Origin of the sequence: Azospira inquinata, assembly GCF_018905915.1 — a bacterium.
Lineage (GTDB): Bacteria > Pseudomonadota > Gammaproteobacteria > Burkholderiales > Rhodocyclaceae > Azospira > Azospira inquinata.
On sequence record NZ_CP064782.1, the window covers coordinates 1,928,156 to 1,950,174 of the forward strand.

Genomic DNA, 22,019 nt, shown 5'->3' on the forward strand with positions numbered 1-22,019 from the left:
GTGTGGATGGATTTATGCCGATGTTGTTGCTGGTGGACGGCTCGTCGTACCTTTACCGTGCGTTTCATGCACTGCCGGACCTGCGCAACAAGGCAGGCGAGCCTACGGGGGCCATTTATGGCGTCCTGAACATGCTACGCCGGCTGGAAAGTGACTTCAAGGCACGGGATATCGCCTACAAAGCCTGCATTTTCGACGCCAAAGGCAAGACGTTCCGCGACGAATGGTACCCGGAGTATAAAGCACAGCGGCCCCCCATGCCGGTGGATTTGGTGCGCCAGATCGAACCCCTCCACGAATGCATCCAGGCGGCTGGCTGGCCCCTGCTCATGGTGGACGGGGTGGAGGCGGACGATGTGATCGGCACCCTGGCCAAGCAGGCGGCGGCCCAGGGGCTGGAGGTGGTGATTTCCACCGGGGATAAGGACATGGCCCAGCTGGTGAATCCCCGGGTCACCCTGGTGAATACCATGAGCGACGAAACCCTGGACGAAGCGGGGGTGGAAGCTAAATTTGGCGTGCCTCCCCAGCGCATCGTGGATTACCTGGCCCTTATGGGGGACACGGTGGACAACGTGCCCGGGGTGACTAAATGCGGTCCCAAGACTGCGGTCAAATGGCTGAGCCAGTACGGCTCCCTGGACAATCTGGTGGCCCACGCGGATCAGGTGCCCGGGGTGGTGGGCCAGAATCTGCGCCAGGCCCTGGATTTTCTGCCTTTGGGGCGCAAACTGGTGACCATCGTCTGCGATCTGGAGTTGCCGGCCCAGGTTGCCGAGCTGGCGCCCCGGACCCCGGACCGGCCCAAACTGGCCCAGCTCTACAGCCGTTTCGATTTCCGCAGCTGGTTGAAGGAAGTGAGCGGGCCCCAGGGAGATAGCGCCCCCGTCCCAGGGGCCGGGGAAGGAACCCCGGCGCCGGTGGCGGCGGATGGGGCCCATCGCCAAGCCTATGAACTGATTCTGGACTGGCCCACCTTCGACGCCTGGTTGGCCCGCCTGGAAGCCGCTCCCCTGGTGTCCCTGGATACGGAAACCACCAGCTTGGAGCCCCTGGACGCCCGTCTGGTGGGCATGTCCTTTGCCCTGACCCCGGGCATGGCCGCCTATTTGCCCCTGGCCCACCATTACGCCGGGGTGCCGCCCCAGCTGCCCCGGGAGGAGGTCCTGGCCAAGCTCAAGCCCTGGCTGGAAGACCCCACCAAGGCCAAACTGGGCCAGAACCTGAAATACGACCAGCACGTTTTTGCCAACCACGGCATTGCCCTGGCCGGAGTGGCCCACGACACCCTGTTGGAATCCTATGTGCTGGAAAGCGACAAGGGCCACGACCTGGAGCAGCTTTCCCGGCGCCACCTGGGCATTAACGACCTGCTGTCCTACACCGATGTGTGCGGCAAGGGGGCGAACCAGATCGGTTTTGCCGAGGTGGACCTGGAAAAGGCCCGGGAATACGCGGCGGAGGATGCGGATCTCACCCTGCGGGTCCATGAAGCCCTCTATCCGGCTATCTGCAACGAAGACAGCCTGGCCCGCATTTACCGGGACATCGAACTGCCGGTGCGGGAGGTGCTGTTCGCCATGGAGCGCCAGGGGGTGCTCATCGACAGTGGCCTGCTGGAACAGCAAAGCCTGGATCTGGGCGTCAAACTCAATGAGCTGGAAGCCCGGGCCCACGAAGCGGCGGGACGGCCCTTCAACCTCAATTCTCCCAAGCAGCTGGCGGAAATTCTCTTCCAGCAACTGGGCCTGCCGGTGCTGAAAAAGACCCCGGGGGGCGCTCCGTCCACGGACGAAGAGGTGCTCACCGAACTGGCCCTGGACTATCCCCTGCCCAAGCTGCTGCTGGATTACCGTGGCCTGGCCAAGCTGAAAAGCACCTATACGGACAAGCTGCCCCGCATGGTCAATCCCCATACGGGCCGGGTCCATACCAGCTATTCCCAGGCGGTTGCGGTGACCGGGCGCCTGGCCTCCAGCGACCCCAATTTGCAGAATATTCCGGTGCGTACCCCGGAAGGACGGCGTATCCGCGCCGCCTTTATTGCCCCTCCGGGCTGCCGCATTCTGTCCGCCGACTATTCCCAGATCGAGCTGCGCATCATGGCCCACCTGTCCCGGGACAAGGGCCTGACCCAAGCCTTTGCCCAGGGAGAAGACGTACACCGGGCCACGGCCGCGGAAATTTTCGGGGTAACGCCCCTGGAAGTGAGTTCCGAGCAACGGCGTACCGCCAAGGTGATCAATTTTGGCCTCATCTACGGCATGTCCGCCTTCGGTCTGGCCCGCAATCTGGGACTGGAGCGGAGCGCTGCCCAGGCCTACATTGAGCGCTATTTCGCCCGCTACCCCGGGGTGGCCAAATACATGGAAGACACCAGGGCCCTGGCCAAGGATCGGGGCTATGTGGAAACCGTGTTCGGCCGTCGTCTCTGGCTCCCCGACATCCGGGCCAGCCAGGCCGGGCGCCGTCAGGCTGCCGAACGGGCGGCCATCAACGCCCCCATGCAGGGGACGGCGGCGGATTTGATTAAGCTGGCCATGATCGGCGTCCAGGGCTGGATTGAGAAAAATGGCCTGAAAACCCGCATGGTGCTTCAGGTCCACGATGAACTGGTGCTGGAAGTGCCCGAGGACGAATTGGCCCGGGTGCGTCAGGAGCTGCCTCCCCTCATGACCCAGGTGGCCAGCCTGGGGGTGCCCCTGGTGGTGGACGTGGGGGAAGGGGACAATTGGGATCAGGCCCACTGACGTTCCCTGGGGCTGCCGTCGGCGGGCTAATTTCGGCCCGGGAGGCAACCAACGGGCGTTTTTGCGGTCAGCAGCAAGGGTGGGCCGGGGGCCTGCCCGGGGTGGGTGGAGACTGGCGTGTGCCGGTGCGCTCCCATCCCCTTTGAACATAAAAACAAGCGAGATTTGTCATGGCTATTTACGCTGTCGGCGACATCCAGGGCTGCTACGACTCCCTGCGCCGCCTGCTGGATCGTTGCCACTTCGATCCGAAAAAGGACCGGTTGTGGCTGGTGGGTGACCTGGTGAACCGGGGGCCCCGTTCCCTGGAAACCCTCCGTTTCGTTAAATCCCTGGGGGACGCGGCCCTCACCGTGCTGGGCAACCACGACCTGTCCCTCATCATGCTGGCGGAAGGTTTTGGTAAGCGGGGCAAGGACGACACCTTGGACGAGGTGCTGGCCGCCCCGGATCGGGAAGAGCTGCTCTTCTGGCTGCGCCACCAGCCCCTAATGCACCTGGAGGATGGCTATGTCCTGGTCCATGCCGGGCTGCTGCCCCAGTGGTCCGCGGTCCAGGCCCGGGCCCTGGCCCGGGAAGTGGAAACCGCCCTGCAAGGAGAAAATTTCCGGGATTGTCTGGCCCACCTCTGGGGCAGCGAGCCCAACGCCTGGGACGACGGTCTGACCGGCTGGGAGCGGCTGCGGGTGGTGGTCAATGCCATGACCCGGATGCGGTTCTGCTCCCCCAAGGGGGTGATGGAGTTCAAGGCCAAGGGCAAGGTGAGCAACGCCCCCAAGGGCTACCTGCCCTGGTTTGCCGTGCCCGAGCGGCGCAGCCGGGACGTGACCATTGTCTGCGGCCACTGGTCGGCCCTGGGGCTCCATGTGGAACCCAATCTCATGGCCCTGGATTCGGGCTGCCTATGGGGCGGTTGCCTGACCGCCATGAAGTTGCCCAAGCGCAAGATTTATCAGGTGGATTGCGCTCCCGGGGAAGCGGTGCCCCAGCTCTTCGACTAGGCCGGGAGCCAGCGAGACGGGTTGCTCTGTCTCCGTCGCCATGGCCCGTTTAGGCAACCAGCCCCATAAAAAAGCCCCCTGTTTGGGGGCTTTTCGTGGTTACTGCTAGGGCTTCAGGCCAGGGCGGGCCGGGCTGGGAGTCCGGTTTCCTGGCCCGGATCGTTGGCGGCCCTTTCCCCCGGTAAATCCAGACCGGCGGCAATGGCGGCCCGGGCGGCGGCGGCCAGTTCCCGCCGGTGATGGCCCTGATCCGTGGCCAGGGCGGGGGCAGGATGGAGGCTGACCCGGATGTCCCCCCGGGCGGCCAGAATGGCCAGCAGGCTTTGCCACATAGTGGTGTCCCCCGCATAGGCCGGGGCGGTCTGGGGCAGGCCCGCCGCCGTGCGGTAGGTCAGGGCCAGGGGCGTAATGGGGCGGCCCGCGTCTATGGCCGGTTGCAGCAGGGCGGCGTGGAAGGGCAGGAGCTGGCGGCCGTCCGTAGTGGTGCCTTCCGGAAACAGGGCGACCCGTTGCCCGGCTTGGAACAGGGCGGCGATCTGCCCATTCACCACCTTGGCGTGGCTGCGGCTGCCCCGCTCCAGAAAAACCGTGTCCGTGTGGGCGCAGAGCCAGCCGATCAGGGGCCATTGGCGCACCTCCGCCTTAGCGATGAAGGCGCTGGGCTGAACCGCGTTGATGAGGTAAATGTCCAGCCAGGACACGTGATTGGCCACAATCAGGGAGGCGGCGGGGAGGGGGGCTTGCGGGGTTTCCAGGCGGATGCCCAGAATGGCCAGCAGGCGGCGGGACCAGCGCTTTTTCAGGGCCAGGCGCCAGGCCAGGGGCAGCCAGGGATAGACCAGGGCCACGGTGGCCGTGCCCTGGGCTAGATGGAGCCCCAAAAGCGCCAGACGCAGCCAGCCTCCCAGTCCGATGGTAGGGGTGGAAGCCGCCATGGATTTAGCCCTGACGCCCCAGGAAGTGCTTGGCGTAGCGCTGGTCGATGCGGGACATGGGCATGAGCACGGGCAGGTCGGCGGTGTTGAAATCCGGATCCCAGGCCGGTTCGCCGCAGATCCAGGCCCCGGCCCGGAGGTAGCCCTTGATCAGGGGCGGGGTTTCCGCCGGACCGTCCTGGTCCAGGGCCGCCAGGGGCAGGGGGCAGCGGGGGAAGACCCGGTATTCCAGGGGGCTCATGTGGGTTTGCAGGCGATGGTAGAGGGAGGCGGCGCCATGGCCCCCATCCGCCATGCTTACGGAAGCGCAGCCCACCAGGTATTCATAGCCATTTTCTAGCATGTAGCGGGCCAGTCCGGCCCACAGCAGGGTAATGGTGGCACCGCTGCGGTAATCCGGATGAACGCAGGAGCGGCCGATTTCCACCAGCTGGGGACGCAGATGCTGGAGCCGGGTCAGGTCGAACTCGTTTTCTGTGTAGTAGCTGCCGATGCGCCGGGCGTTGGCGGGGGACAGAATGCGATAGGTGCCGATCACCTCCCCGGTGTTTTCGTCCCGGCACACCAAGTGATCGCAGTAGGCGTCGTAGATGTCCTGATCCACGCCGGGAATCCGGGTGGGCAGCTTGGCCCCCATTTCCTGGCCGAAAACCCGGTAGCGCAGGCGTTGGGCATCCAGGATTTCCCGCTCGCTTTCGGCGATGCTGACGGAGAGGTTGCGGGCGACGGTCTTGGCCGTCTGTTGCTGAAGCGAGGCTTGTTGATCGCGCATATCTTTTATCCCTGTCGTTATCATGGGGACAAAAGATAGGCAGCAGCGGTTACGGCCAGGTTGCCGCCGAGTTAAGTTTCCGTGACGGGCCGGGGGCGAAAATGGAGCCCCGAACCAGGACGGCCGCCGGAGCGGGCCGTCCCGAAAAAGGCCTAGTGGGTGACCCGGCTGGTGCCGTTGCCGGAGAGAATGCGCACCTTTTCCCCGGGGGCGAAGGCTTCCCCCGTGGCTTCCTGAACGATGGCCGTGTATTGGCCGTTATCCAGGCGCACGGTGATTTCCAGGCCAGCCTTGCCCGTGGTCTTGTTTTCCAGGGCGGAGCCTGCCAGGCCGCCAGCCACGGCGCCCAGAATGGCGGCCACGGTGGAACCCTTGCCTTCACCCACGTTGCTGCCGGCCACGCCGCCGATGGCGGCCCCCGCCACGGTGCCTACCCCGCTCCGGGTGCCTTCAATGGTGACCTGACGCACGGATTCCACCACCCCCATGCGTACGGTCATTTCCTGCTGGGCCTGATCCCGGGAATAGACGTCACCGGATTGGGAGGTGGCGCAACCGGCCAGGGTCAGGGCGGCCATCAGGGCCAGTACGAGGGAGGGACGACGGGAAAGGGTGTTCATGGGTTTCTCCTTGGGACGGATTTTTTACCAGAGGCGGCTGCCGAATTCCTGACAATAGCGCTGGGCCAGGGAATCCCGGGTGAAATGGTGGTTCTGGGGCCCGGCGCAGGCGATTTTCAGGGCACCCAGCAGGGAGGCCAGCCGGCCGGTCTGATCCCAGTCCATGCCCTGTTCAATGCCGTACAGCAGACCGGCCCGGTAGGCGTCGCCGCAACCCGTGGGGTCCAGCAGGGCTTCCGCCTTGGCGCTGGGAATGACCAGCCTTTGCCCGCCGTGGTAAATGTGGGAGCCGTCTCCCCCCAGGGTGACGATCAAGGCGTCCACCCGGGTGGCTAGCTGGTCCAGGGACAGGCCGGTGCGTTCGCAGAGCAGCTTGGCCTCGTAATCGTTGAAGGTGGCGTAGGTGGCCTGATCCAGGAAGGTCAGCAACTCTTCTCCGGAGAACATGGGCATGCCCTGACCCGGATCGAAGATGAAGGGAATGCCGCATTCGGCGAATTGCTGGGCGTGGCCGATCATGCCGTCCCGGCCGTCCGGCGCCACAATGCCCAGGCGCACCCCATCTTCCGCCGTGACCTTGAGCAGGTGGGAATAGGTCATGGCCCCTGGGTGGAAGGCGGTGATCTGGTTGTCGTCCAGGTCCGTGGTGATGAAGGCCTGGGCGGTGAAGCTGTCGTCCAGGCGGCGCACATGGCGGCGATTCAGGCCCAGCTCGTCCAGCCGTTGCAGATAGGCATCCCCATCCTGGCCCACGGTGGCCATGATCAGGGGCTCACCCCCGAGCAGCTTGAGGCTGTAGGCGATGTTGCCGGCGCAGCCGCCGAATTCCCGGCGCAGTTCGGGCACCAGGAAGGAGACGTTAAGGATGTGGATCTGTTCCGGCAGAATGTGGTTCTTGAAACGGTCCGGAAAGACCATGATGTTGTCGTAGGCGACGGAGCCGCAGATCAGGGCGCTCATGGGAGAAAAGGGGAAGGGATGAAAGCTGGAGATTATACCTGCCCCGGCTTCTTGGGCGGTGTTGGCGGGGGATGGGGATAAAAAACGAGGGGCCGATTGGCCCCTCCAAATCGATCAAGGAATGGGAAGCTCCTCAACTCACCCGCTCGCTTGTTTCCTGCTTGCCAAGAAAAGGCTGCCGTCCGTCAGAAGTGGGATGCTCCGCCCGGACTTGAAGTGGGCGGCTCTGACGGGTGTCGAAGGGGAAGAAAGGCCTTCGACGGGAAAGGGTGACGGCGACCGGAGGGCGCCTAGCGCCAAGATGCTCCGGGAACGGCCAGGGAGAAGGTGCCCTAAGGGCCTGGTCCTGATGGCCGTCATTGCTGGAAGAGGGGAAGGGTTTAAAAGTAGAACCGGAAAGCTTCCGATCCCTGCCGGTTTGGGCTTCCCCTCAAAAATCATTGTTATCAATATAATTTATATAAATATATAATGCAAGCTTTACCTTTTCCGCCCCTGGGCGCCGGGGGACTTGCCCGCCAGCGGGCCGGCCCCGGGCGACGGAGCGGAAGCTGCGCCCATGGCGTTTGTGGAGTTTGGTTTGACAGAAGAAGACAAGCAGCAACTACCCCTTCAGGTATTGAAGAAATTTCGCCTCATCTTTGGCTCGGTGCGTCAGCATTTCCGCCAGGTGGAGCATTCCTGCGGGGTGTCCGGCTCCCAGCTGTGGCTGTTGCAGGAAGTGGTCCATACCCCGGGGGTGGGCATTTCCGAATTGGCGGAGCGCCTTTCCATTCACCAGTCCACCTGCAGTCAGCTGGTGGAAAAGCTGGTGGCCCGGGGCTTTGTGCGCAAGGAGCGCAGCCAGGCGGACCTGCGTCGGGTGGGGCTGGTGCCCGGCCCGGCGGCAGAAGCCACCCTGGCCCAGGTGCCCGGCCCGGTGGAAGGCATTTTGCCGGAAGCCCTGCTGGCCTTGCCGGACGCCACCTTGAACCGGCTCGACGCCTCCCTTTCCGAGGTCATCGGCCAGCTACGGATGCGGGACGACAAGTTTGCGGATAAACCTTTGGCGGATTTGTGACCATGACTATCAATCTCAGCCGGTCCTGCCGGTGTTTTGCCCTGGCGGCCTTAAGCGGGCTGCTGCTCCTCACCGGGGGCTGTGCCACCCTGGGTAGTGCTCCCGCCGGGGAGGATCAGGCCCAGGCGGATGACGACGGAACTGATGCCGGTGTATTGCCCACCAAGGCGTCCCCCAAGCGCGCCCGCATTACCAAGGGGGGGGTGGCAACAGCGGCGGTGGACCCTAGCCGGAGTATCTTTTTCGCCAGCGATTCCTCCCGGGTGCCCAATAGCGCAGCGCCCCTGCTGGACGAGGTGGCGGACCAGTTGAAGGGGGATCGGCACAAGAATGTGCTCCTGGTGGCCCATACGGATGACCAGGGCAGCCCGGAATTCTGTGTGGCCCTGGCTGAGCGCCGGGCCAGCGCCGTGGCCTCCGAATTGGTGAAGCGGGGAGTGCGCTCCGCCCAAATTCAAAAAATGCCCGTGGGCAGTGAGGGGGCCTCCCCCACCTGCCGCAACGAAACCTGCCTCCAGCAGGAGCGTCGGGTGGAAGTGCGCCTCATCGAATAGGGGCGTCCCGCCTGCCCGTTGGTCCCTCTTCGGCTATCTGATCCGCCCAGGGTGACGCTGTCGTCGCCCCTTTCCGCTTTTTAGGACGGCCCCGTGTCAGTCCGGGGCCATGACGATGGCGGAGGCAGCCTGCTGGCGCCGCTCGTGGCTTTTGACGGCGCGCACCAGGGCTCCCGCGAAGGCGTCGTGAATCCGCTCCCAGTCGTGATCCAGAATGCTTTCCCGGGCATTGGCCCGCAAGCGCAGAAGGGTCTCTGGGGCGGCGGCCTGGGTGGCCGCCTGGCAAAAGGCGGGTAAATCCCCCGGGGGGGCGAGCAGGCCGTTTTCCCCGGGGCGCACCAGTTCGGCGGCCGCCGCATAGTCGTAGGCCACCACCGCCAGGCCGCTGGCCAGGGCTTCCAGGGTCACATTGCCGAAAGTTTCCGTAACGCTGGGGAAAAGGAACAAATCCCCGGAGGCGTAGTGGGCGGCCAGGTCTTCTCCCCGCCGCATCCCGGCAAAAACGTGTTCTCCGTGGCGATTCTGCAAGGGCTGGCGGGCCGGTCCGTCCCCCACGAACACCAGCTTGGCCTCGGGCCGGACGGTCCGGATGGCGGCAAAGGCTTCCAGTACCTGGGGCAGGTTTTTTTCCGGGGCCATGCGCCCCACGGAGAGCACCACCAGATCCTCCGGTCCCGCGCCCCAGCTGGAGCGCAAGGCTTCCGAGCGCCGTTCCGGGGAGAACAAGCGGGTGTCCACTCCCCGGGCCACTACCTGAAGATTGGCGTAGCCGTCCACCTCCAATTCCCGGGCCAGCTGGTGGGTGGGGACGAAGGTGGCTTCCGTGTGATTGTGAAAGCGCCGCAGGTAGGCGGCGATGGGCCGTTGCAGCCAGCCGATGCCGTAATGGCGGCTGTAGGCGTGAAAATTGGTGTGGAAGTCGGAGGTGACGGGCAGCTTTAGCTTGTGGGCGGCGGCGATGGCTGAATTGCCCAGGGGGCCTTCCGTCACCACGTGGACCAGGTCGGGCCGTTGCAGGGCCCAGAGCCGGTTCAACGCCCGCTTGGCGGGCATGCCCAGCTTCAATCCGGCATAGCGGGGAATGGGGACGCCGGTGGCGAGGAATTCTTCCAGACCCCCGTCCTGCTGGGGCCGGTCCTCCGGGGTCTGGCGGGGGCGCACCAGTTGGACCTGATGGCCCCGGCGGATGAGGCCCTCCACCATGCGGCCTAAAGTCATGGCCACCCCATTCACTTCCGGCGGATAGGTTTCGGTGACTACAGCTACCCGCAGCTGGCGCTGGGCGGGCGCGTAGTCCTGGATACAGAGGGGGAGGAGGTCGCTATCGCTCATGCCAGCCATGCTGGCGGGGGCCGATTGCGGCCCGGTGACGGTTCTATGAAACTTGGGTGACGTCAGCCCAGGAGCACCAGGGCCCAGACCAGGATGACGTTGGTCAGGGCCGTGAAGACGGCGGCGCTGCCGATGTCCTTGGCCCGCTTGGCCAGCCGGTGGTTTTCCAGGGAAATGCGATCCACCGCCGCTTCAATGGCCGAATTGACCAGCTCCACGATCAGCACCAGGAACAGGCTGCTCACCATGAGGGCCTTGCCTACCGGGGCCGCCGGGCTGAAAAGGGCGGTGGGGATGAGTACTAGGGCGAGCCAGACTTCCTGGCGGAAGGCGTCTTCGTGGCGGTAGGCGGCCCGCAGGCCGTCCAGGGAATAATGGGTGGCGTTCCACAGGCGTTCCAGACCGGTTTTGCCCTTGAAGGGGCTTTCCTGGGGAGTTTTGTCGTCGGCTGGGGTCATGGGCGGGGGCAAGAAAAAGCCCTTCCCGAGGAAGGGCGGAGACGGTTGGAAGCTCGGCTTTGCGCCTGTTCTTGCCCCCAGCTTAAGGCGCCCGTGTTACGGCGCCGTGACGGTTAGGGGTAGAAGACGTAGAGCCGGTAGCCCGCGGCGCCCAGGTTGGTGCCGTCCAGCCAGAGGTGGACCGGCAGTTCCCCATTGGCGGCGAAGCGGCTGGGGCGGGGCCGCCCCTGGCTGTCTTTTTCCGGCAGGTAATCCGCCGCTTGCAGCACCCGGCGGGCGATGATGCTGTCCCGGGTATCCGTCAGGGCCAGTTCCAGGGCCGGCAGAGCCTGGTCGTAAGGGGCCCGGTTATGCACCGTGGCGGAAAGAATGAGCCGGTTGTGGGCTGCGTCCGACTGGAGGTCCGAGTCGTCGATGGCCACCAGCTCCGCCTTGCGGGGCAGGGGCACGGCCCAGCCTACCTGGGTGAAAAGGGGCCCCAGACCGGGCAGGGCGATGGTGATGTCGGTACGGAAGCGATACACCACCTGACCCGCCAGCAGCAGGCTCAGGGCCAGGGCTGCCAGAATGAAGGGCCAGCGGGGCCGGTGGGGGGCATCCAGGGAAGCCAGGGGCTGGCTGCCCGTACCCAGGGGGGTTTCCGCCCATTTGTTGTAGCCCGGGATGGAGGTGGTATCCCGGGGCAGGATGGGGTCGTCGCTGGCCGCCAGTGGCTCGGCCGGTTCCAGGGCGGCGGGGCCGATGACCGGGCCTTCTTCCGCCAGGGGCGCCGGGTCGTCCTCCAGCAGTTCTTCCGCCGACTCCATCGGGGAGTCCTCGGCAGCGGCTTCGGGAGCTGGGTTTTCGTTCTCTTCCGTAATCGGGGCCTGGTCCGGCGTCACCGGGGACTCAACGGTGACGGGGACGACGGGTTCCGCCGGAGCCAGATGGGGCTCCAGGCGCAGGGCTTGTTCCGGCTCGGAGGCCAAGGGCTCCGTCTCGAGCGGAAGGGCCGGGATGGGGGCCGGTTCCGGTGTCGGGGCAGGAGCGGGGGCCAAGGCGGGAGCCGGGGTGAATGGCGCCGCCGGGGTTGCCACCGCTTCCTCTTCCTTTACCCTGTTGGGAGCAGGAGCAGGAGCAGGAGCAGGAGCAGGAGCAGGTGCGGCAGGTGCGGTAGGTGCGGTAGGTGCGGTAGGTGCGGCGACCGGCGCGTCAGAGAGGGGGGCCGGAGCGGTGCTCCGGGGTTCCTCTTCCAGGAGATGTTCCAGGGCGTTGAAGACGCCCTGGCAATGTCCGCAACGGACCTGGCCGCCCCGGGCTTTAAGCTGCTCCGGGGTGACGCGGAAGGTGGTCTGGCATTGGGGACACCGGGTGAACATCATGCTTTACGCCCTTCCAGGCACACCCATCCTTCCCGCTCGTCGGCCACGGCCATGGCAAAGTAGGTGCGATAAATGGCCATCAGTTCTTCCGCCTGCTGGGCCAGGATGCCGGACAGAGCCAGCCAGCCGCCGGGGCGGACGTGGGAGGCCAGGGCGGGGGCCAGGGCTTTCAGGGGATTGGAGAGAATGTTGGCGACCACGATGTCGTATTGGCCCGTCACCGGTTGGTGGGAATCGCTGAATTCTATACCCACCTGGTTCCGTTCCGCATTGGCCCGGGCGGCTTCCACCGCCTGGGGGTCAATATCCACCCCCGTGACCTGCCCGGCGCCCAGGCGGGCAGCGGCAATGGCCAGAATGCCCGAGCCACAGCCGTAATCCAGCAGGCTGCATCCGGCGGTGACATGGCGTTCCAGCCACTCCAGGCAGAGCCGGGTGGTGGGGTGGGAGCCGGTACCGAAGGCCATGCCCGGGTCCAGAATCAGGTTAATGGCCTCCGGGTCCGGGGCCTGGTGCCAGGAGGGCACGATCCACAGTCGGGGGGAAATGGGGATGGGGTCAAATTGGGCCTGGGTGATCTGCACCCAGTTTTGTTCTTCCACCTCTTCCAGGGTGTAGGCGGGCAGGGGCAGATTTACGGCGGCGCAGGCCGCCCCCAGGGCGATTACCGGGTCCTTGTCCGTACCGAACAGGGCGGTAAGGCGGGAATGGTCCCAGGCGGCGCTGGAATCCATGCCCGGTTCGCCGAACTGGGGGGTTTCCGCCGGGGTACCCGCGTCCGCGTCCTCAATGCTGGTGGACAGGGCGCCCACGTCCATGAGGGCTTCCGCCAGGGCTTCGGCCCCGGCGGCATCCAAAAGACAATGCAAATTGAGCCAGGGCACGTTGAGCCTCAGTTTCCTTTCACCTCGCCTTTAGCGGCGAGTTTGTGTTCCAGGTAATGAATGCTGGTGCCGCCTTTGATGAAATTGGCGTCCAGCATCAGTTCCTGGTGCAGGGGAATATTGGTCTTGATGCCTTCCACCACGGTTTCGGAGAGGGCAATGCGCATCCGGCGGATGGCCTGCTCCCGGGTGTCCCCGTAGGTGATGATCTTGCCGATCATGGAATCGTAGTAGGGCGGAACCCGGTAGCCGGAATAAACGTGGGAATCCACCCGCACCCCTGGGCCGCCGGGTGGATGCCACCATTCGATGTTGCCCGGACTGGGGACGAAGGTGAAGGGATCTTCCGCGTTAATCCGGCATTCCACCGCGTGACCGCGAATTTCAATGTCCCGCTGCTTGTAGCGGAGCTTTTCCCCGGCGGCGATGCGGATTTGTTCCTGGACGATATCCACCCCGGTGATGAACTCGGTGACCGGGTGTTCCACCTGAACCCGGGTGTTCATTTCGATGAAATAGAACTCCCCGTTTTCGTAGAGGAATTCAAAGGTGCCGGCGCCCCGGTAGCCGATGCGGCGGCAGGCTTCGGCGCAGCGTTCGCCGATGCGGGCGATGAGCCGGGGCGGAATGCCCGGGGCCGGCGCTTCTTCGATGACCTTCTGGTTGCGGCGCTGCATGGAGCAGTCCCGTTCCCCCAGATAAATGGCGCTCTTGTATTCGTCGGCCAGTACCTGGATTTCCACGTGACGGGGATTTTCCAGGAATTTTTCCATGTACACCGTGGGATTGCCGAAAGCCGCCTGGGCTTCCGTCCGGGTGGTCTGGACGGCGTTGATGAGGGCGGCTTCCGTATGCACCACCCGCATGCCCCGGCCGCCACCACCGCCAGAGGCCTTGATAATCACCGGATAACCCACTTCCCGGCCGATTTTGATGATTTCCTTGGTGTCTTCCGGCAGGGCGCCGTCCGAACCCGGTACGCAGGGCACGCCGGAGGCCTTCATGGCGGCCTTGGCGGACACCTTGTCCCCCATCAGGCGGATGGTGTCGGCCCGGGGGCCGATGAAGACGAAGCCGGATTTTTCCGTGCGTTCGGCGAAATCCGCGTTTTCCGAGAGAAAGCCGTAGCCCGGGTGAATAGCCTGGGCGTCCGTGACTTCGGCGGCGGAAATGATGGCCGGAATATTGAGGTAGCTCTGGGCGGAGGCGGCCGGACCGATACAGACGGATTCGTCAGCCAGCTTCACGTACTTGGCTTCCCGATCCGCTTCGGAATGGACCACCACGGTCTTGATGCCCAGCTCCCGGCAGGCCCGCTGGACCCGCAGGGCAATCTCGCCCCGATTGGCGATAAGAACTTTGTCGAACATGGAGGGCGGCTCCTTAGCCGATGACGAACAGGGGTTCGCCGAATTCCACCGGCTCCCCGTTGTCCAGCAAAATGGCCTTGATGGTGCCGGAGGCGTCAGCCTCGATTTCGTTGAGCAGCTTCATGGCTTCGATGATGCACAGGGTATCCCCCTGTTTGACCGTCTGACCCACTTCCACAAAGGCTTCGGCGCCGGGGGAGGGAGCCCGGTAGAAGGTGCCTACCATGGGGGCTTTGACCACATGCCCTTCCGGAATACCGTCATCTTCATCCGCCGTCGGCGCAGCGGCGGGGGCCGCAGCGGCCGGTGCGGCCATCATGGGTTGGGCTTGGACATAGGTGGGCTGGGCGGAAACGACCGGGCCTTGCTTGGCGATCCGGACTTTTTCTTCCCCTTCCGTGACTTCCAGTTCGGAAATGCCGGATTCCTGTACCAGGTCGATGAGTTTTTTCAGCTTGCGCAAATCCATGATCTCTCCCGAGAAAAAACCGCCCAAGTCGGGCGGTGGGGGTGAACAACCAATAAGAAACCGGTTTTAGTTGGGGCTGAGGCGGTTCAGCAGGAATTCCAGGGCCAAGGCATAGCCCTCGTCACCCAGACCGCTGATGACGCCGATCGCCAGATCGGAAAAATAGGAGTGGTGGCGGAAGGGTTCCCGGGCGAAGACGTTGGAGAGATGGACTTCCACAAAGGGAATATCCACCCCTGCCAGGGCGTCCCGGATAGCCACGCTGGTGTGGGTGTAGGCCGCTGGATTGAAAATGATGGCGTTCACGCTCTGGTCCCGGGCGGCGTGGATGCACTCGATCAAGGCGCCTTCGTGGTTGCTCTGGAAACTTTCCAGCACGATGCCTGCCTCTTTGGCGCGGCAGGCCAGGCGACGATTGATATCCGCCAGGGTGGTGTGCCCATAGATTTCCGGTTCCCGGGTGCCTAACAGGTTGAGGTTAGGACCATGTAGCACCAGGATCCGCAGTTGTTCTGCCTGAACTCCGCTTTTGGCGGACTTCGAGGACTGGGAAGTCTGCTTCTTCATGTCTGCAAGTTTGCCGTAAATCGGCGCATTTTGTCCAGTTTCGCCGGAGTTCCTTGTGGGGCGGCCCTATTGGCCTTGAGCTAATGACGATAGCAAGTTTTCCGTTTCCGTTTCGTTGATGGCGCCCAGCAGGACTTTGCGCACCTGTCCGGAGCGATCCAGGATCACGGAGAAGGGCAGTCCCCCCTGGGGATTGCCCAGGCTAGCCATGAGCCGGGCGGTTTGGGGTGTGGCCAGCCACAGGGGGTAATGGCTCGGATGCTTATCCACATAAGTCTGCAAATTAGCGGCTTGATCAATGGTGATACCCACTATTTGTACCCCATGGGCCTGGAGTTTCTCTTCCAGTCGCTGGAGGGCCGGACCTTCTTTTTGGCAGGGGGGACACCAGGTGGCCCAGAAGTTGATCAGGAGAATCTTGCCCCGATATTCCTGAAAACTGTGGGGACGGCCTTCCAGGTCCGTTCCCCCCTGGGCCCAGGTGCTTTCCGGAAAAGCGCGGGGAGCGGCGGCTGGGGCGGCGTCGGAACGGGGGGCTTGGCCACTCAGGTAGCCGATCAGGGTGGCGCCCAGAGCCAAGGCCAGGACGGTGAGGGATTTGCCGAGAGTGCTCATGAAATTTCCGTTTCAATGGAGGCCGGGCCCTGGAGCAGGGCGGCCAGGGCTTCTGCCCGGGCCCGGTTACGAGTAGCGATCCGTTCTTCCTGGGGGGGGTAAAGGCTCAACTGCACCTCATCTCCCTTCCAGTCCAGGCGGATATTGGCCTCTTCCCGGGCGTGGCGCAGGGGCTGGTGGACGTAATCCTGGCGCCGGTTGAGGAGAAAAATTTCCACGTCCTTGGGGCTTTCCGGGTACAGCAGAAGTTCGATTTCCGCATATTTCCCGGCGGTGCCATCCAAGACGGGGCCGGTGAGATAGGGGCGAAATGCCCGGAAGATGTCCAGTAATTCCAGGGATTTTTGCCGAAGATCCCGCAAATGAGCGGGTTGCTCGTCCTTTTGGTAGAGGGCCTGGTAGGTGCGCAGGGCGCTCTCCACTTCCCGATCGGAGGGCAGGGCGTCCGTGTCGGAAATGCCTAACTGGCGAGCTGCCTTGCGCTTGGCGCTGGCGTAGTCCGGGAGCCCATCCTGGGCCATGAGCCGGGCGGCTGCCTCGGCGATGTGATGGCGCTGATGGCTGCTGCGGGCGGCAAGAACGGTGGCGCGGCGGGAAGTTTTCATGATTGCTCAGGCCCCGGCTGTTAAAATCTCGGCACCATTCTAACCGCCGGTAGATTGCATGCATATTCACATTCTGGGCATTTGCGGAACCTTTATGGGGGGCATTGCCCTCATTGCCCGGGCCGCAGGTCATCGGGTCACGGGTTGCGACGCCAATGTCTATCCGCCCATGAGCACCCAGCTGGAAGAGCAGGGTATCACCCTGGTTCAGGGCTATGGCAAGGAACAGGTGGATTTGGCGCCCGATGTGTTCATCGTGGGCAACGCCATTTCCCGGGGCAATCCCCTGCTGGAGGAAATCCTGGACCGGGGCCTGCCCTATGTGTCCGGTCCCCAGTGGCTGGCGGAAAACGTTTTGCAGGGTAAGTGGGTGCTGGCGGTGGCGGGAACCCATGGCAAAACCACTACCACGTCCATTCTCACCTGGATTCTGGAGTCGGCGGGGCTGAACCCGGGTTTTCTGATTGGCGGGGTGCCCCAGAATTTCGGTGTTTCCGCCCGGCTGACCGATTCCTCCTTTTTTGTCATCGAGGCAGACGAATACGACACGGCCTTCTGTGACAAGCGCTCCAAGTTTGTCCATTACCATCCCCGAACCGCCATTCTGAATAATCTGGAATTCGATCACGCAGACATCTTCCCCGATCTAGCGGCTATCGAGACCCAATTTCACCATCTGGTGCGGACCATCCCCGGTCAGGGGCGGATCATCGCCAACGGCATGGAGGCTAGTCTGGACCGGGTCCTGGAGCGGGGCTGCTGGTCCGAGGTGGAGCGTTTCGGGGCTGGCCAGGAATGGGGCGCCGACGGGGATGACGCCACTGGCCGCTTTGTTTTATTGCACCGGGGACAGCCCGTGGGGGAATGCGCCTGGGAACTGACCGGGGACCATAATCGGGCCAACGGGGTGGCCGCCCTGCTGGCCGCTCGCCATGTGGGGGTTTCCCTGGAGCACGGTCTGGCCGCTCTGGCGGGCTTCCGCAATGTGAAGCGGCGCATGGAAGTGCGGGGTTGCGCCGCTGGGGTCACGGTCTACGACGACTTTGCTCACCACCCCACGGCCATCGCCACCACCGTGGCGGGCCTGCGCCACAAGGTGGGTGCGGCCACCCGTATTCTGGCCGTGCTGGAACCCCGGTCCAACACCATGAAACTGGGGGTGTTGAAGGATCGCCTGGCCGCTAGTCTGACGGAGGCGGACCGGGTGTTTTGCTTCAGTGCCGGTCTGGGCTGGGACGCCCAGGCGGCCTTAGCGCCCCTGGGGGCGAAAGCCCTGACCCGGGATTGCCTGGAAACCCTGGTAGCGGATGTGGTGGCGGAAGCCCGGTCGGGGGACCAGATTCTGGTAATGAGCAACGGGGGCTTTGGCGGTATCCATGAAAAACTGCTGGCTGCCTTGAAGGCTAAGGCCTCCACTGCCCCTTAGTTTGTCGAGGAGTCAGCCAAGAAAAAGGCCGGGAAACCGGCCTTTTTCTTGGGTTTGGAGAAAATCCAGGATTTTAGGTGCTTTTTTTCGCTGGGCGGGGCCGTTTGGGGGCGGCTTTTCCCGTACTGGCCTTGGCGGCTGCCTGGGCCGTGGCATCCGGGGCGGCGGCCGGGGGCGTATCCCCAGCGGCAGCTTCCTGTTGTTGCAGATGTTCCTGCATCTGGTTCATTACATTCCAGGGCCACATGGCGGCCTGGGAAAAGGCATTGGCGGCCGCTCCGGCGGCGGCTTCCGCCGCTGCGCCCATATCCGGGTCGGGGGCTTCTCCCTCGGCGGGGGCCGGGGCCGCCTTGCCCATTTGCCCCATGGCCTTGACCGCGTTCAGGGTGGCCCGTTGCATTTCCATGCCCTGGATGGTCATTTGCAGCATGGAAAGATTCATGCGCAGCCAGCCTTCTACAGCTTTCAGGTCCGTAATGCGTTTTTCCAGTTCATCCGTATCTAGGGTGGGGGTGACCATGCCGGGCAGGGAAAAACCCATGTTGCCCCACAGGGATTGGAGGGGATCCTGGGCGTTGTGATCGTTGCTCATGGTGCCGTCCTTAGTCTGAAAGCATTAGTGTATGCCCGATTAAATGCACCCGGGGATATGCCGGAACGGGTGCTCGGTGATACAGTATGAGCTTAATTCCAAAGTCATCTCAAGGCTGTCATGCTGAAGTTACTCGTCATTGAGGATCATGCGCTGGTCCGGGAGGGGTTGGTGCAGGTCCTGCATCAACTGGAAGATAAAATGGAAGTGCTGGAGGCGGGCACCTGTGAGGCGGGTCTGGCCCTCATGGCCCAGACTCCCGAGCTGGACCTGGTGCTCCTGGACCTGGCCCTGCCCGGCATGGACGGCATGACCTGTCTGTCTGAGGTGCGGGAACATTATCCGGCGGTGCCGGTGGTGATCGTCTCCGCCTACGATGATGCCCATACGGTGAACCGGGCCCTGAAACACGGGGCCTCCGGCTTCATTCCCAAGGCCTATTCCACGGATCGCCTGCTGGCGGCCCTGCGCAGTGTTCTGGATGGCAACATCTACACCCCGGACCGGCTCATGCCCGTGAGCATGGGGGTGGATCTGGCGCCTCCCGCCGCCGTCAAGGAAGCGGAACCCTCCGAATTCGGTTTGACGGAACGTCAGGCCGAGGTGCTGGGCCTCATGACCAAGGGCAAGTCCAATCGGGACATTGCCAATTTGCTGGGTCTTTCCGAAGGCACGGTGAAAATCCACATTACTGCCATTTTCAAGGCCCTGGGGGTGAATAGCCGGACCCAGGCCCTGGTGGCCGTGACCCGCCTGGGTATCAGGCTGTAGGGACGGCGGGCAGCAGACTCTGTAACAGGGCCCGGAGTTTCGCCGGGCGTACCGGATGGGGCAGGGTCTGCCAACGGGGATTGGCGCAGCTTTCCCCCGCCGGGCAGATGAGAATGCCCGAGGCCTCGGGGGCGTCCGTCAGCAACTCAGCCAAAACGCTGCCATTGCCGATGGCCAGGAACACCCCTTGCCCGGCCGCACTCATGGCCTCCCGGGCCGCCTCCGCCGAGGGGGCATTCACATAGGGCAGATTCCACTCGCTGAGCCAGTGGCCCAGGGTTTGGGCGGTGGCGGACATGAAGCCCGTGCCGTAGCAGGGCAATACCACCCGGGGGCTGGGGGCGGGGGCTTCCGCCTCGGCGGCGGCCAGGGGCAATTGAAAATAGAAGCAGCTGCCCCGCTCCGGTGCCGACTTGAGATGGATGGGGGCGCCCATGGCCTTGGCTAGCCGATCCACAATGGCCAGCCCCAGGCCCAGGCCCTTGTGCTGCTCCCGGGCCTTGTTTCCCACCTGGAAAAATTCCTGAAAAATGGCTTCGTGGTACTGGGGGGCGATGCCGATGCCGCTGTCCCGCACTTCCACTTGAATTTGATTCCCCCGACGCCGGGCGGCCACCAATATGGTGCCCTGGGCCGTGTATTGCAGGGCGTTGGCCAGCAGATTGGCGAGCACCCGTTCCACCAGGGCCTGATCTCCCAGGAGCCAGTAGGGGCCGGGGCGGCAGTGCAGGCGCAGGCCCTTGTCCCGGGCCCCGGCCTGGAAGGCCGCTTCAATGCGGGCAAATAGTCGGGCCACGGGAAAGGGCTTGGGTTGGGGATGGATACCGGCTACGTCGAGGCGGGATATGTCCAACAGGGCGCTGAGCAGCTCGGACATGGCGGTAATGGAAGAGGCGATCTGGCCCGCCAGGCGCTGGCCGTCGGCGGGCAGGGGGGAGTGTTGCAGATCGGCGACGAACAGGTTCAGCGCGTGGAGCGGCTGGCGCAGGTCGTGGCTGGCGGCGGCGAGAAAGCGGGATTTGGCCAGACTGGCCCGTTCCGCTTCGGCCCGCTTTTGTTCCAGCTGGGCGGTGGCTTCCCGGATGCGGGTTTCCAGATTGCTGCGGGAGGTATCCAGCTCCTCCGCCATGGTGTTGAAGCCTTCTTCCAGACGCTGCATTTCTCCGCCCCCGTCCGCCGGCAGCCGCAGGCGCAGATTGCCCTTGCGGATGTCCGCCACGCCCCGTTCCAGGCGCAGGATGGGGCGGGTTACCTGACGCACCAGGATGGTGGCCAGAAGACTGGTGCCGGCCACGGTCAGGGTGACAATGGTGAGGATGAAAATCACCGTGTCTTTCTTGCGCTGCTTGACCGAATCCTTGGACACCTCCACCGCCACCCAGCCGAGGAGGGCCGGGCGTCCCGGATTGGCGGTGAGGTTATCCACTAGGAAGGGGTCCTGCATTTCAAACCGGTGTTGCAGAATGGGGGCGATGAGGCGCAGGTGCTCCTCATCATCCTCCGCTACAAAGCTGGTGGTCTGTCGGGGCAGGGGATGGAGGCTGCCGGGCAGGGCGCCGCTGGAAGCCAGGGGGTCTCCCTTGGCATCGAACATTTCCACCGCGCCCACGTGGGTTTCGTCCAGGGCGGCCAGGGCGATACCGTTCAGAGTCTGCCGGTCCCCGGTAAAAGTGCTGTATTCCGCAATGGCCGCCAGCTGGCGGGCCAGCCCCAGGCCGTATTCCCGCAGATCCCGATCCACGTCCCGGGCGGAGGTGTAGATGAAGTAGCCGGAGAGCAGGGCGGCCACGCCGATGGCGGGGGCCAGGGCGAGAAGAAGGATGCGGGCGCGGATGCCCCAATTCTTGAACATGTAAATCGGCTATGACGATGGCTTCGGGGAGTCCGGATTCTCGGCGCTTTGCCGGGCGACCGCAAGGGCCTGGCGCAGGCTTTCGGCCCGATAGCAATAAAGCCGGGTGGTGCGCCGGTCCTCCAGGGTTGCCGTCCAGTCGGCCTCGGCCCAGGGAATGGGGAAACTGTTGCTGACCAGCAGGCCGTCCGCCGGCATTTCCTCTGCCGCCTTAACCCCCAGTTCCGCCATGGGCTCGGGGGAAAGGAAGGTGTACACCCAGTTTTCTTCTGCCAGGGAGCGTTGCCAGAGGTCACCGAATTCCAGCCGCACATTGGCTTTGCCCCGCCCCCGCAGATGACCGATCAGCCAGGTGAGGGGGGCGTTTTCCAACCCCCGGAGTTGCCAGTCCGGGCGTTGCCGGGCAATGGGATAAATGAGGCTGCCGATTCCGGCGCCCAGATCTAGCAAGGCGGTTTTGTGCTGCTGCTCCCCCATGGCTAGGAGGGCCTGGGCGGTGATGGCATTGGAAAAATACAGGGGCACCCGGCCCGTTACCGCGCCCCGGTAAACCAGCATGAGAACCATGAATGCCACCAGATACACCAGGGGCGGCAGGTGGAGCTGGGCGGCTCCGTAGGCCAGGGGCACGAAGAGGCAATGGATCAGGCGCCACCACCAGGGTTGCCGGGTCAGCCAGGCCAGAAATCCGGCGCAGCCCCCGATGGCCAGGGACAGGGGGAGCCAGGGCCAGGGGCCAGCATGGAGACCGTAAATAGGCCAGGCCAGGGACAGGACCAGGATGAAGGCGGCAAGTTGCAGGGTCAGTTGGCGGGTGGCGGGTGGCAAGGGGCGTTAATCCATAGGGTTAGGGATTCTATTTTACGTGCAAGCCCGGTAAAACGGTCCCCTTCCCGGCCGGGGAGCCGGGTGGGGCGGGAAGGTCCGCCCCGTGAATTTCCCGGGAAAACGGTTAAGCTACGCCATAACGAAGTTCGGCGTCGGTGTGGGCGCCCGCTCCCCGGGGGGCGGAGCCGCTGACGAAAGATCGGACAATAAATACAGGAGGAGGGGGAGTTTTGCCCC

22 protein-coding genes are annotated in these 22,019 nt (G+C 64.1%); 6 read left to right on the forward strand and 16 right to left on the reverse strand.

What is annotated here, in order from left to right; genetic code table 11:
* The first annotated feature begins 14 nt into the window (after nt 1-14).
* Together polA and Azoinq_RS08875 are read left to right on the forward strand one after the other, a co-directional pair.
* Nucleotides 15-2,750, forward strand: a complete 2,736-nt coding sequence (polA, locus tag Azoinq_RS08870; protein ID WP_216129894.1) for a DNA polymerase I — start codon at nt 15-17, stop codon at nt 2,748-2,750.
* Nucleotides 2,751-2,920: 170 nt separating this feature from the next.
* On the forward strand, nt 2,921-3,751 hold the full coding sequence (locus Azoinq_RS08875) for a symmetrical bis(5'-nucleosyl)-tetraphosphatase (RefSeq protein WP_216129892.1): 831 nt from the start codon (nt 2,921-2,923) through the stop codon (nt 3,749-3,751).
* A gap of 113 nt (nt 3,752-3,864) precedes the next feature.
* Here Azoinq_RS08875 and Azoinq_RS08880 read toward each other — a convergent pair whose 3' ends face one another.
* The 4 genes from Azoinq_RS08880 to Azoinq_RS08895 form a co-directional block, all read right to left on the reverse strand.
* Nucleotides 3,865-4,686: a lysophospholipid acyltransferase family protein gene (locus tag Azoinq_RS08880; protein WP_216129890.1), complete on the reverse strand. Its 822-nt coding sequence runs from the start codon at nt 4,684-4,686 to the stop codon at nt 3,865-3,867.
* A gap of 4 nt (nt 4,687-4,690) precedes the next feature.
* Entirely contained in the window at nt 4,691-5,458 is a 768-nt protein-coding gene (locus Azoinq_RS08885; RefSeq protein WP_216129889.1) for a GNAT family N-acetyltransferase, read from the reverse strand.
* Between the two features lie 152 nt (nt 5,459-5,610).
* A complete protein-coding gene (locus tag Azoinq_RS08890) occupies nt 5,611-6,078 on the reverse strand; it encodes an outer membrane lipoprotein (RefSeq protein WP_216129887.1) in 468 nt (155 codons plus the stop codon).
* Between the two features lie 24 nt (nt 6,079-6,102).
* Nucleotides 6,103-7,038, reverse strand: coding sequence for a carbohydrate kinase family protein (locus Azoinq_RS08895; RefSeq protein WP_216129885.1), 936 nt, complete (start codon nt 7,036-7,038; stop codon nt 6,103-6,105).
* Between the two features lie 580 nt (nt 7,039-7,618).
* On the opposite strand from Azoinq_RS08895, the gene Azoinq_RS08900 reads away from it, so the two are divergent.
* Together Azoinq_RS08900 and Azoinq_RS08905 are read left to right on the forward strand one after the other, a co-directional pair.
* The gene (locus tag Azoinq_RS08900; protein WP_216129883.1) at nt 7,619-8,098 is read left to right on the forward strand and encodes a MarR family winged helix-turn-helix transcriptional regulator; all 480 of its coding nucleotides are present in this window, start codon (nt 7,619-7,621) and stop codon (nt 8,096-8,098) included.
* A gap of 2 nt (nt 8,099-8,100) precedes the next feature.
* The gene (locus tag Azoinq_RS08905) at nt 8,101-8,652 is read left to right on the forward strand and encodes an OmpA family protein (RefSeq protein ID WP_216129881.1); all 552 of its coding nucleotides are present in this window, start codon (nt 8,101-8,103) and stop codon (nt 8,650-8,652) included.
* 96 nt (nt 8,653-8,748) lie between these two features.
* Here the strand turns inward: Azoinq_RS08905 and Azoinq_RS08910 are convergent, their stop codons facing one another.
* The 9 genes from Azoinq_RS08910 to Azoinq_RS08950 all read right to left on the reverse strand — a co-directional run bounded on the left by Azoinq_RS08910 (nt 8,749) and on the right by Azoinq_RS08950 (nt 16,313).
* On the reverse strand, nt 8,749-9,984 hold the full coding sequence (locus Azoinq_RS08910) for a glycosyltransferase family 4 protein (RefSeq protein ID WP_216129879.1): 1,236 nt from the start codon (nt 9,982-9,984) through the stop codon (nt 8,749-8,751).
* A gap of 62 nt (nt 9,985-10,046) precedes the next feature.
* Nucleotides 10,047-10,442 (reverse strand): diacylglycerol kinase, encoded by a 396-nt coding sequence (locus tag Azoinq_RS08915; protein ID WP_216129877.1) that lies wholly within the window; start codon nt 10,440-10,442, stop codon nt 10,047-10,049.
* Between the two features lie 113 nt (nt 10,443-10,555).
* Entirely contained in the window at nt 10,556-11,803 is a 1,248-nt protein-coding gene (locus Azoinq_RS08920) for a DUF3426 domain-containing protein (protein ID WP_216129875.1), read from the reverse strand.
* On the reverse strand, nt 11,800-12,687 hold the full coding sequence (prmA, locus tag Azoinq_RS08925; RefSeq protein ID WP_216129873.1) for a 50S ribosomal protein L11 methyltransferase: 888 nt from the start codon (nt 12,685-12,687) through the stop codon (nt 11,800-11,802). The genes Azoinq_RS08920 and prmA overlap by 4 nt, the downstream gene beginning before the upstream one ends.
* Before the next feature lie 8 nt (nt 12,688-12,695).
* Entirely contained in the window at nt 12,696-14,057 is a 1,362-nt protein-coding gene (gene accC / locus Azoinq_RS08930; RefSeq protein WP_216129871.1) for an acetyl-CoA carboxylase biotin carboxylase subunit, read from the reverse strand.
* 13 nt (nt 14,058-14,070) lie between these two features.
* Complete coding sequence (gene accB, locus Azoinq_RS08935; RefSeq protein ID WP_216129869.1) at nt 14,071-14,526, reverse strand: acetyl-CoA carboxylase biotin carboxyl carrier protein; 456 nt, start codon at nt 14,524-14,526, stop codon at nt 14,071-14,073.
* A 66-nt stretch (nt 14,527-14,592) separates the two neighbouring features.
* Nucleotides 14,593-15,093, reverse strand: a complete 501-nt coding sequence (gene aroQ / locus Azoinq_RS08940; RefSeq protein ID WP_216129867.1) for a type II 3-dehydroquinate dehydratase — start codon at nt 15,091-15,093, stop codon at nt 14,593-14,595.
* A gap of 66 nt (nt 15,094-15,159) precedes the next feature.
* Entirely contained in the window at nt 15,160-15,708 is a 549-nt protein-coding gene (locus Azoinq_RS08945; RefSeq protein WP_216129865.1) for a TlpA family protein disulfide reductase, read from the reverse strand.
* Complete coding sequence (locus tag Azoinq_RS08950; RefSeq protein WP_232368448.1) at nt 15,705-16,313, reverse strand: hypothetical protein; 609 nt, start codon at nt 16,311-16,313, stop codon at nt 15,705-15,707. Before Azoinq_RS08950 ends, Azoinq_RS08945 begins: the two co-directional genes overlap by 4 nt.
* 58 nt (nt 16,314-16,371) lie before the next feature.
* Here Azoinq_RS08950 and mpl point away from each other — a divergent pair, with 58 nt between their 5' ends.
* Nucleotides 16,372-17,739, forward strand: coding sequence for a UDP-N-acetylmuramate:L-alanyl-gamma-D-glutamyl-meso-diaminopimelate ligase (gene mpl, locus Azoinq_RS08955; protein ID WP_216129863.1), 1,368 nt, complete (start codon nt 16,372-16,374; stop codon nt 17,737-17,739).
* 73 nt (nt 17,740-17,812) lie between these two features.
* Here the strand turns inward: mpl and Azoinq_RS08960 are convergent, their stop codons facing one another.
* A complete protein-coding gene (locus Azoinq_RS08960; protein ID WP_216129861.1) occupies nt 17,813-18,331 on the reverse strand; it encodes a PhaM family polyhydroxyalkanoate granule multifunctional regulatory protein in 519 nt (172 codons plus the stop codon).
* A gap of 120 nt (nt 18,332-18,451) precedes the next feature.
* Between Azoinq_RS08960 and Azoinq_RS08965 the strand changes: the two genes are divergently transcribed.
* Nucleotides 18,452-19,102, forward strand: a complete 651-nt coding sequence (locus Azoinq_RS08965; protein ID WP_216178409.1) for a response regulator — start codon at nt 18,452-18,454, stop codon at nt 19,100-19,102.
* Here the strand turns inward: Azoinq_RS08965 and Azoinq_RS08970 are convergent.
* A complete protein-coding gene (locus Azoinq_RS08970) occupies nt 19,092-20,954 on the reverse strand; it encodes an ATP-binding protein (protein ID WP_216129859.1) in 1,863 nt (620 codons plus the stop codon). The genes Azoinq_RS08965 and Azoinq_RS08970 overlap by 11 nt on opposite strands.
* A gap of 9 nt (nt 20,955-20,963) precedes the next feature.
* Nucleotides 20,964-21,782 carry a class I SAM-dependent methyltransferase gene (locus Azoinq_RS08975; protein ID WP_216129857.1) on the reverse strand — a complete coding sequence of 273 codons (819 nt, stop codon included), beginning with the start codon at nt 21,780-21,782 and terminating at the stop codon, nt 20,964-20,966.
* Nucleotides 21,783-22,019: the final 237 nt, after the last annotated feature.

Coding starts and splice junctions, on each gene's coding strand:
- polA (WP_216129894.1), top strand. CDS start 15: ATGCCGATGTTGTTGCTGGTGGACGGCTCGTCGTACCTTTACCGTGCG.
- Azoinq_RS08875 (WP_216129892.1), top strand. CDS start 2,921: ATGGCTATTTACGCTGTCGGCGACATCCAGGGCTGCTACGACTCCCTG.
- Azoinq_RS08880 (WP_216129890.1), bottom strand. CDS start 4,686: ATGGCGGCTTCCACCCCTACCATCGGACTGGGAGGCTGGCTGCGTCTG.
- Azoinq_RS08885 (WP_216129889.1), bottom strand. CDS start 5,458: ATGCGCGATCAACAAGCCTCGCTTCAGCAACAGACGGCCAAGACCGTC.
- Azoinq_RS08890 (WP_216129887.1), bottom strand. CDS start 6,078: ATGAACACCCTTTCCCGTCGTCCCTCCCTCGTACTGGCCCTGATGGCC.
- Azoinq_RS08895 (WP_216129885.1), bottom strand. CDS start 7,038: ATGAGCGCCCTGATCTGCGGCTCCGTCGCCTACGACAACATCATGGTC.
- Azoinq_RS08905 (WP_216129881.1), top strand. CDS start 8,101: ATGACTATCAATCTCAGCCGGTCCTGCCGGTGTTTTGCCCTGGCGGCC.
- Azoinq_RS08910 (WP_216129879.1), bottom strand. CDS start 9,984: ATGAGCGATAGCGACCTCCTCCCCCTCTGTATCCAGGACTACGCGCCC.
- Azoinq_RS08915 (WP_216129877.1), bottom strand. CDS start 10,442: ATGACCCCAGCCGACGACAAAACTCCCCAGGAAAGCCCCTTCAAGGGC.
- Azoinq_RS08920 (WP_216129875.1), bottom strand. CDS start 11,803: ATGATGTTCACCCGGTGTCCCCAATGCCAGACCACCTTCCGCGTCACC.
- accC (WP_216129871.1), bottom strand. CDS start 14,057: ATGTTCGACAAAGTTCTTATCGCCAATCGGGGCGAGATTGCCCTGCGG.
- accB (WP_216129869.1), bottom strand. CDS start 14,526: ATGGATTTGCGCAAGCTGAAAAAACTCATCGACCTGGTACAGGAATCC.
- aroQ (WP_216129867.1), bottom strand. CDS start 15,093: ATGAAGAAGCAGACTTCCCAGTCCTCGAAGTCCGCCAAAAGCGGAGTT.
- Azoinq_RS08945 (WP_216129865.1), bottom strand. CDS start 15,708: ATGAGCACTCTCGGCAAATCCCTCACCGTCCTGGCCTTGGCTCTGGGC.
- Azoinq_RS08950 (WP_232368448.1), bottom strand. CDS start 16,313: ATGAAAACTTCCCGCCGCGCCACCGTTCTTGCCGCCCGCAGCAGCCAT.
- mpl (WP_216129863.1), top strand. CDS start 16,372: ATGCATATTCACATTCTGGGCATTTGCGGAACCTTTATGGGGGGCATT.
- Azoinq_RS08960 (WP_216129861.1), bottom strand. CDS start 18,331: ATGAGCAACGATCACAACGCCCAGGATCCCCTCCAATCCCTGTGGGGC.
- Azoinq_RS08965 (WP_216178409.1), top strand. CDS start 18,452: ATGCTGAAGTTACTCGTCATTGAGGATCATGCGCTGGTCCGGGAGGGG.
- Azoinq_RS08970 (WP_216129859.1), bottom strand. CDS start 20,954: ATGTTCAAGAATTGGGGCATCCGCGCCCGCATCCTTCTTCTCGCCCTG.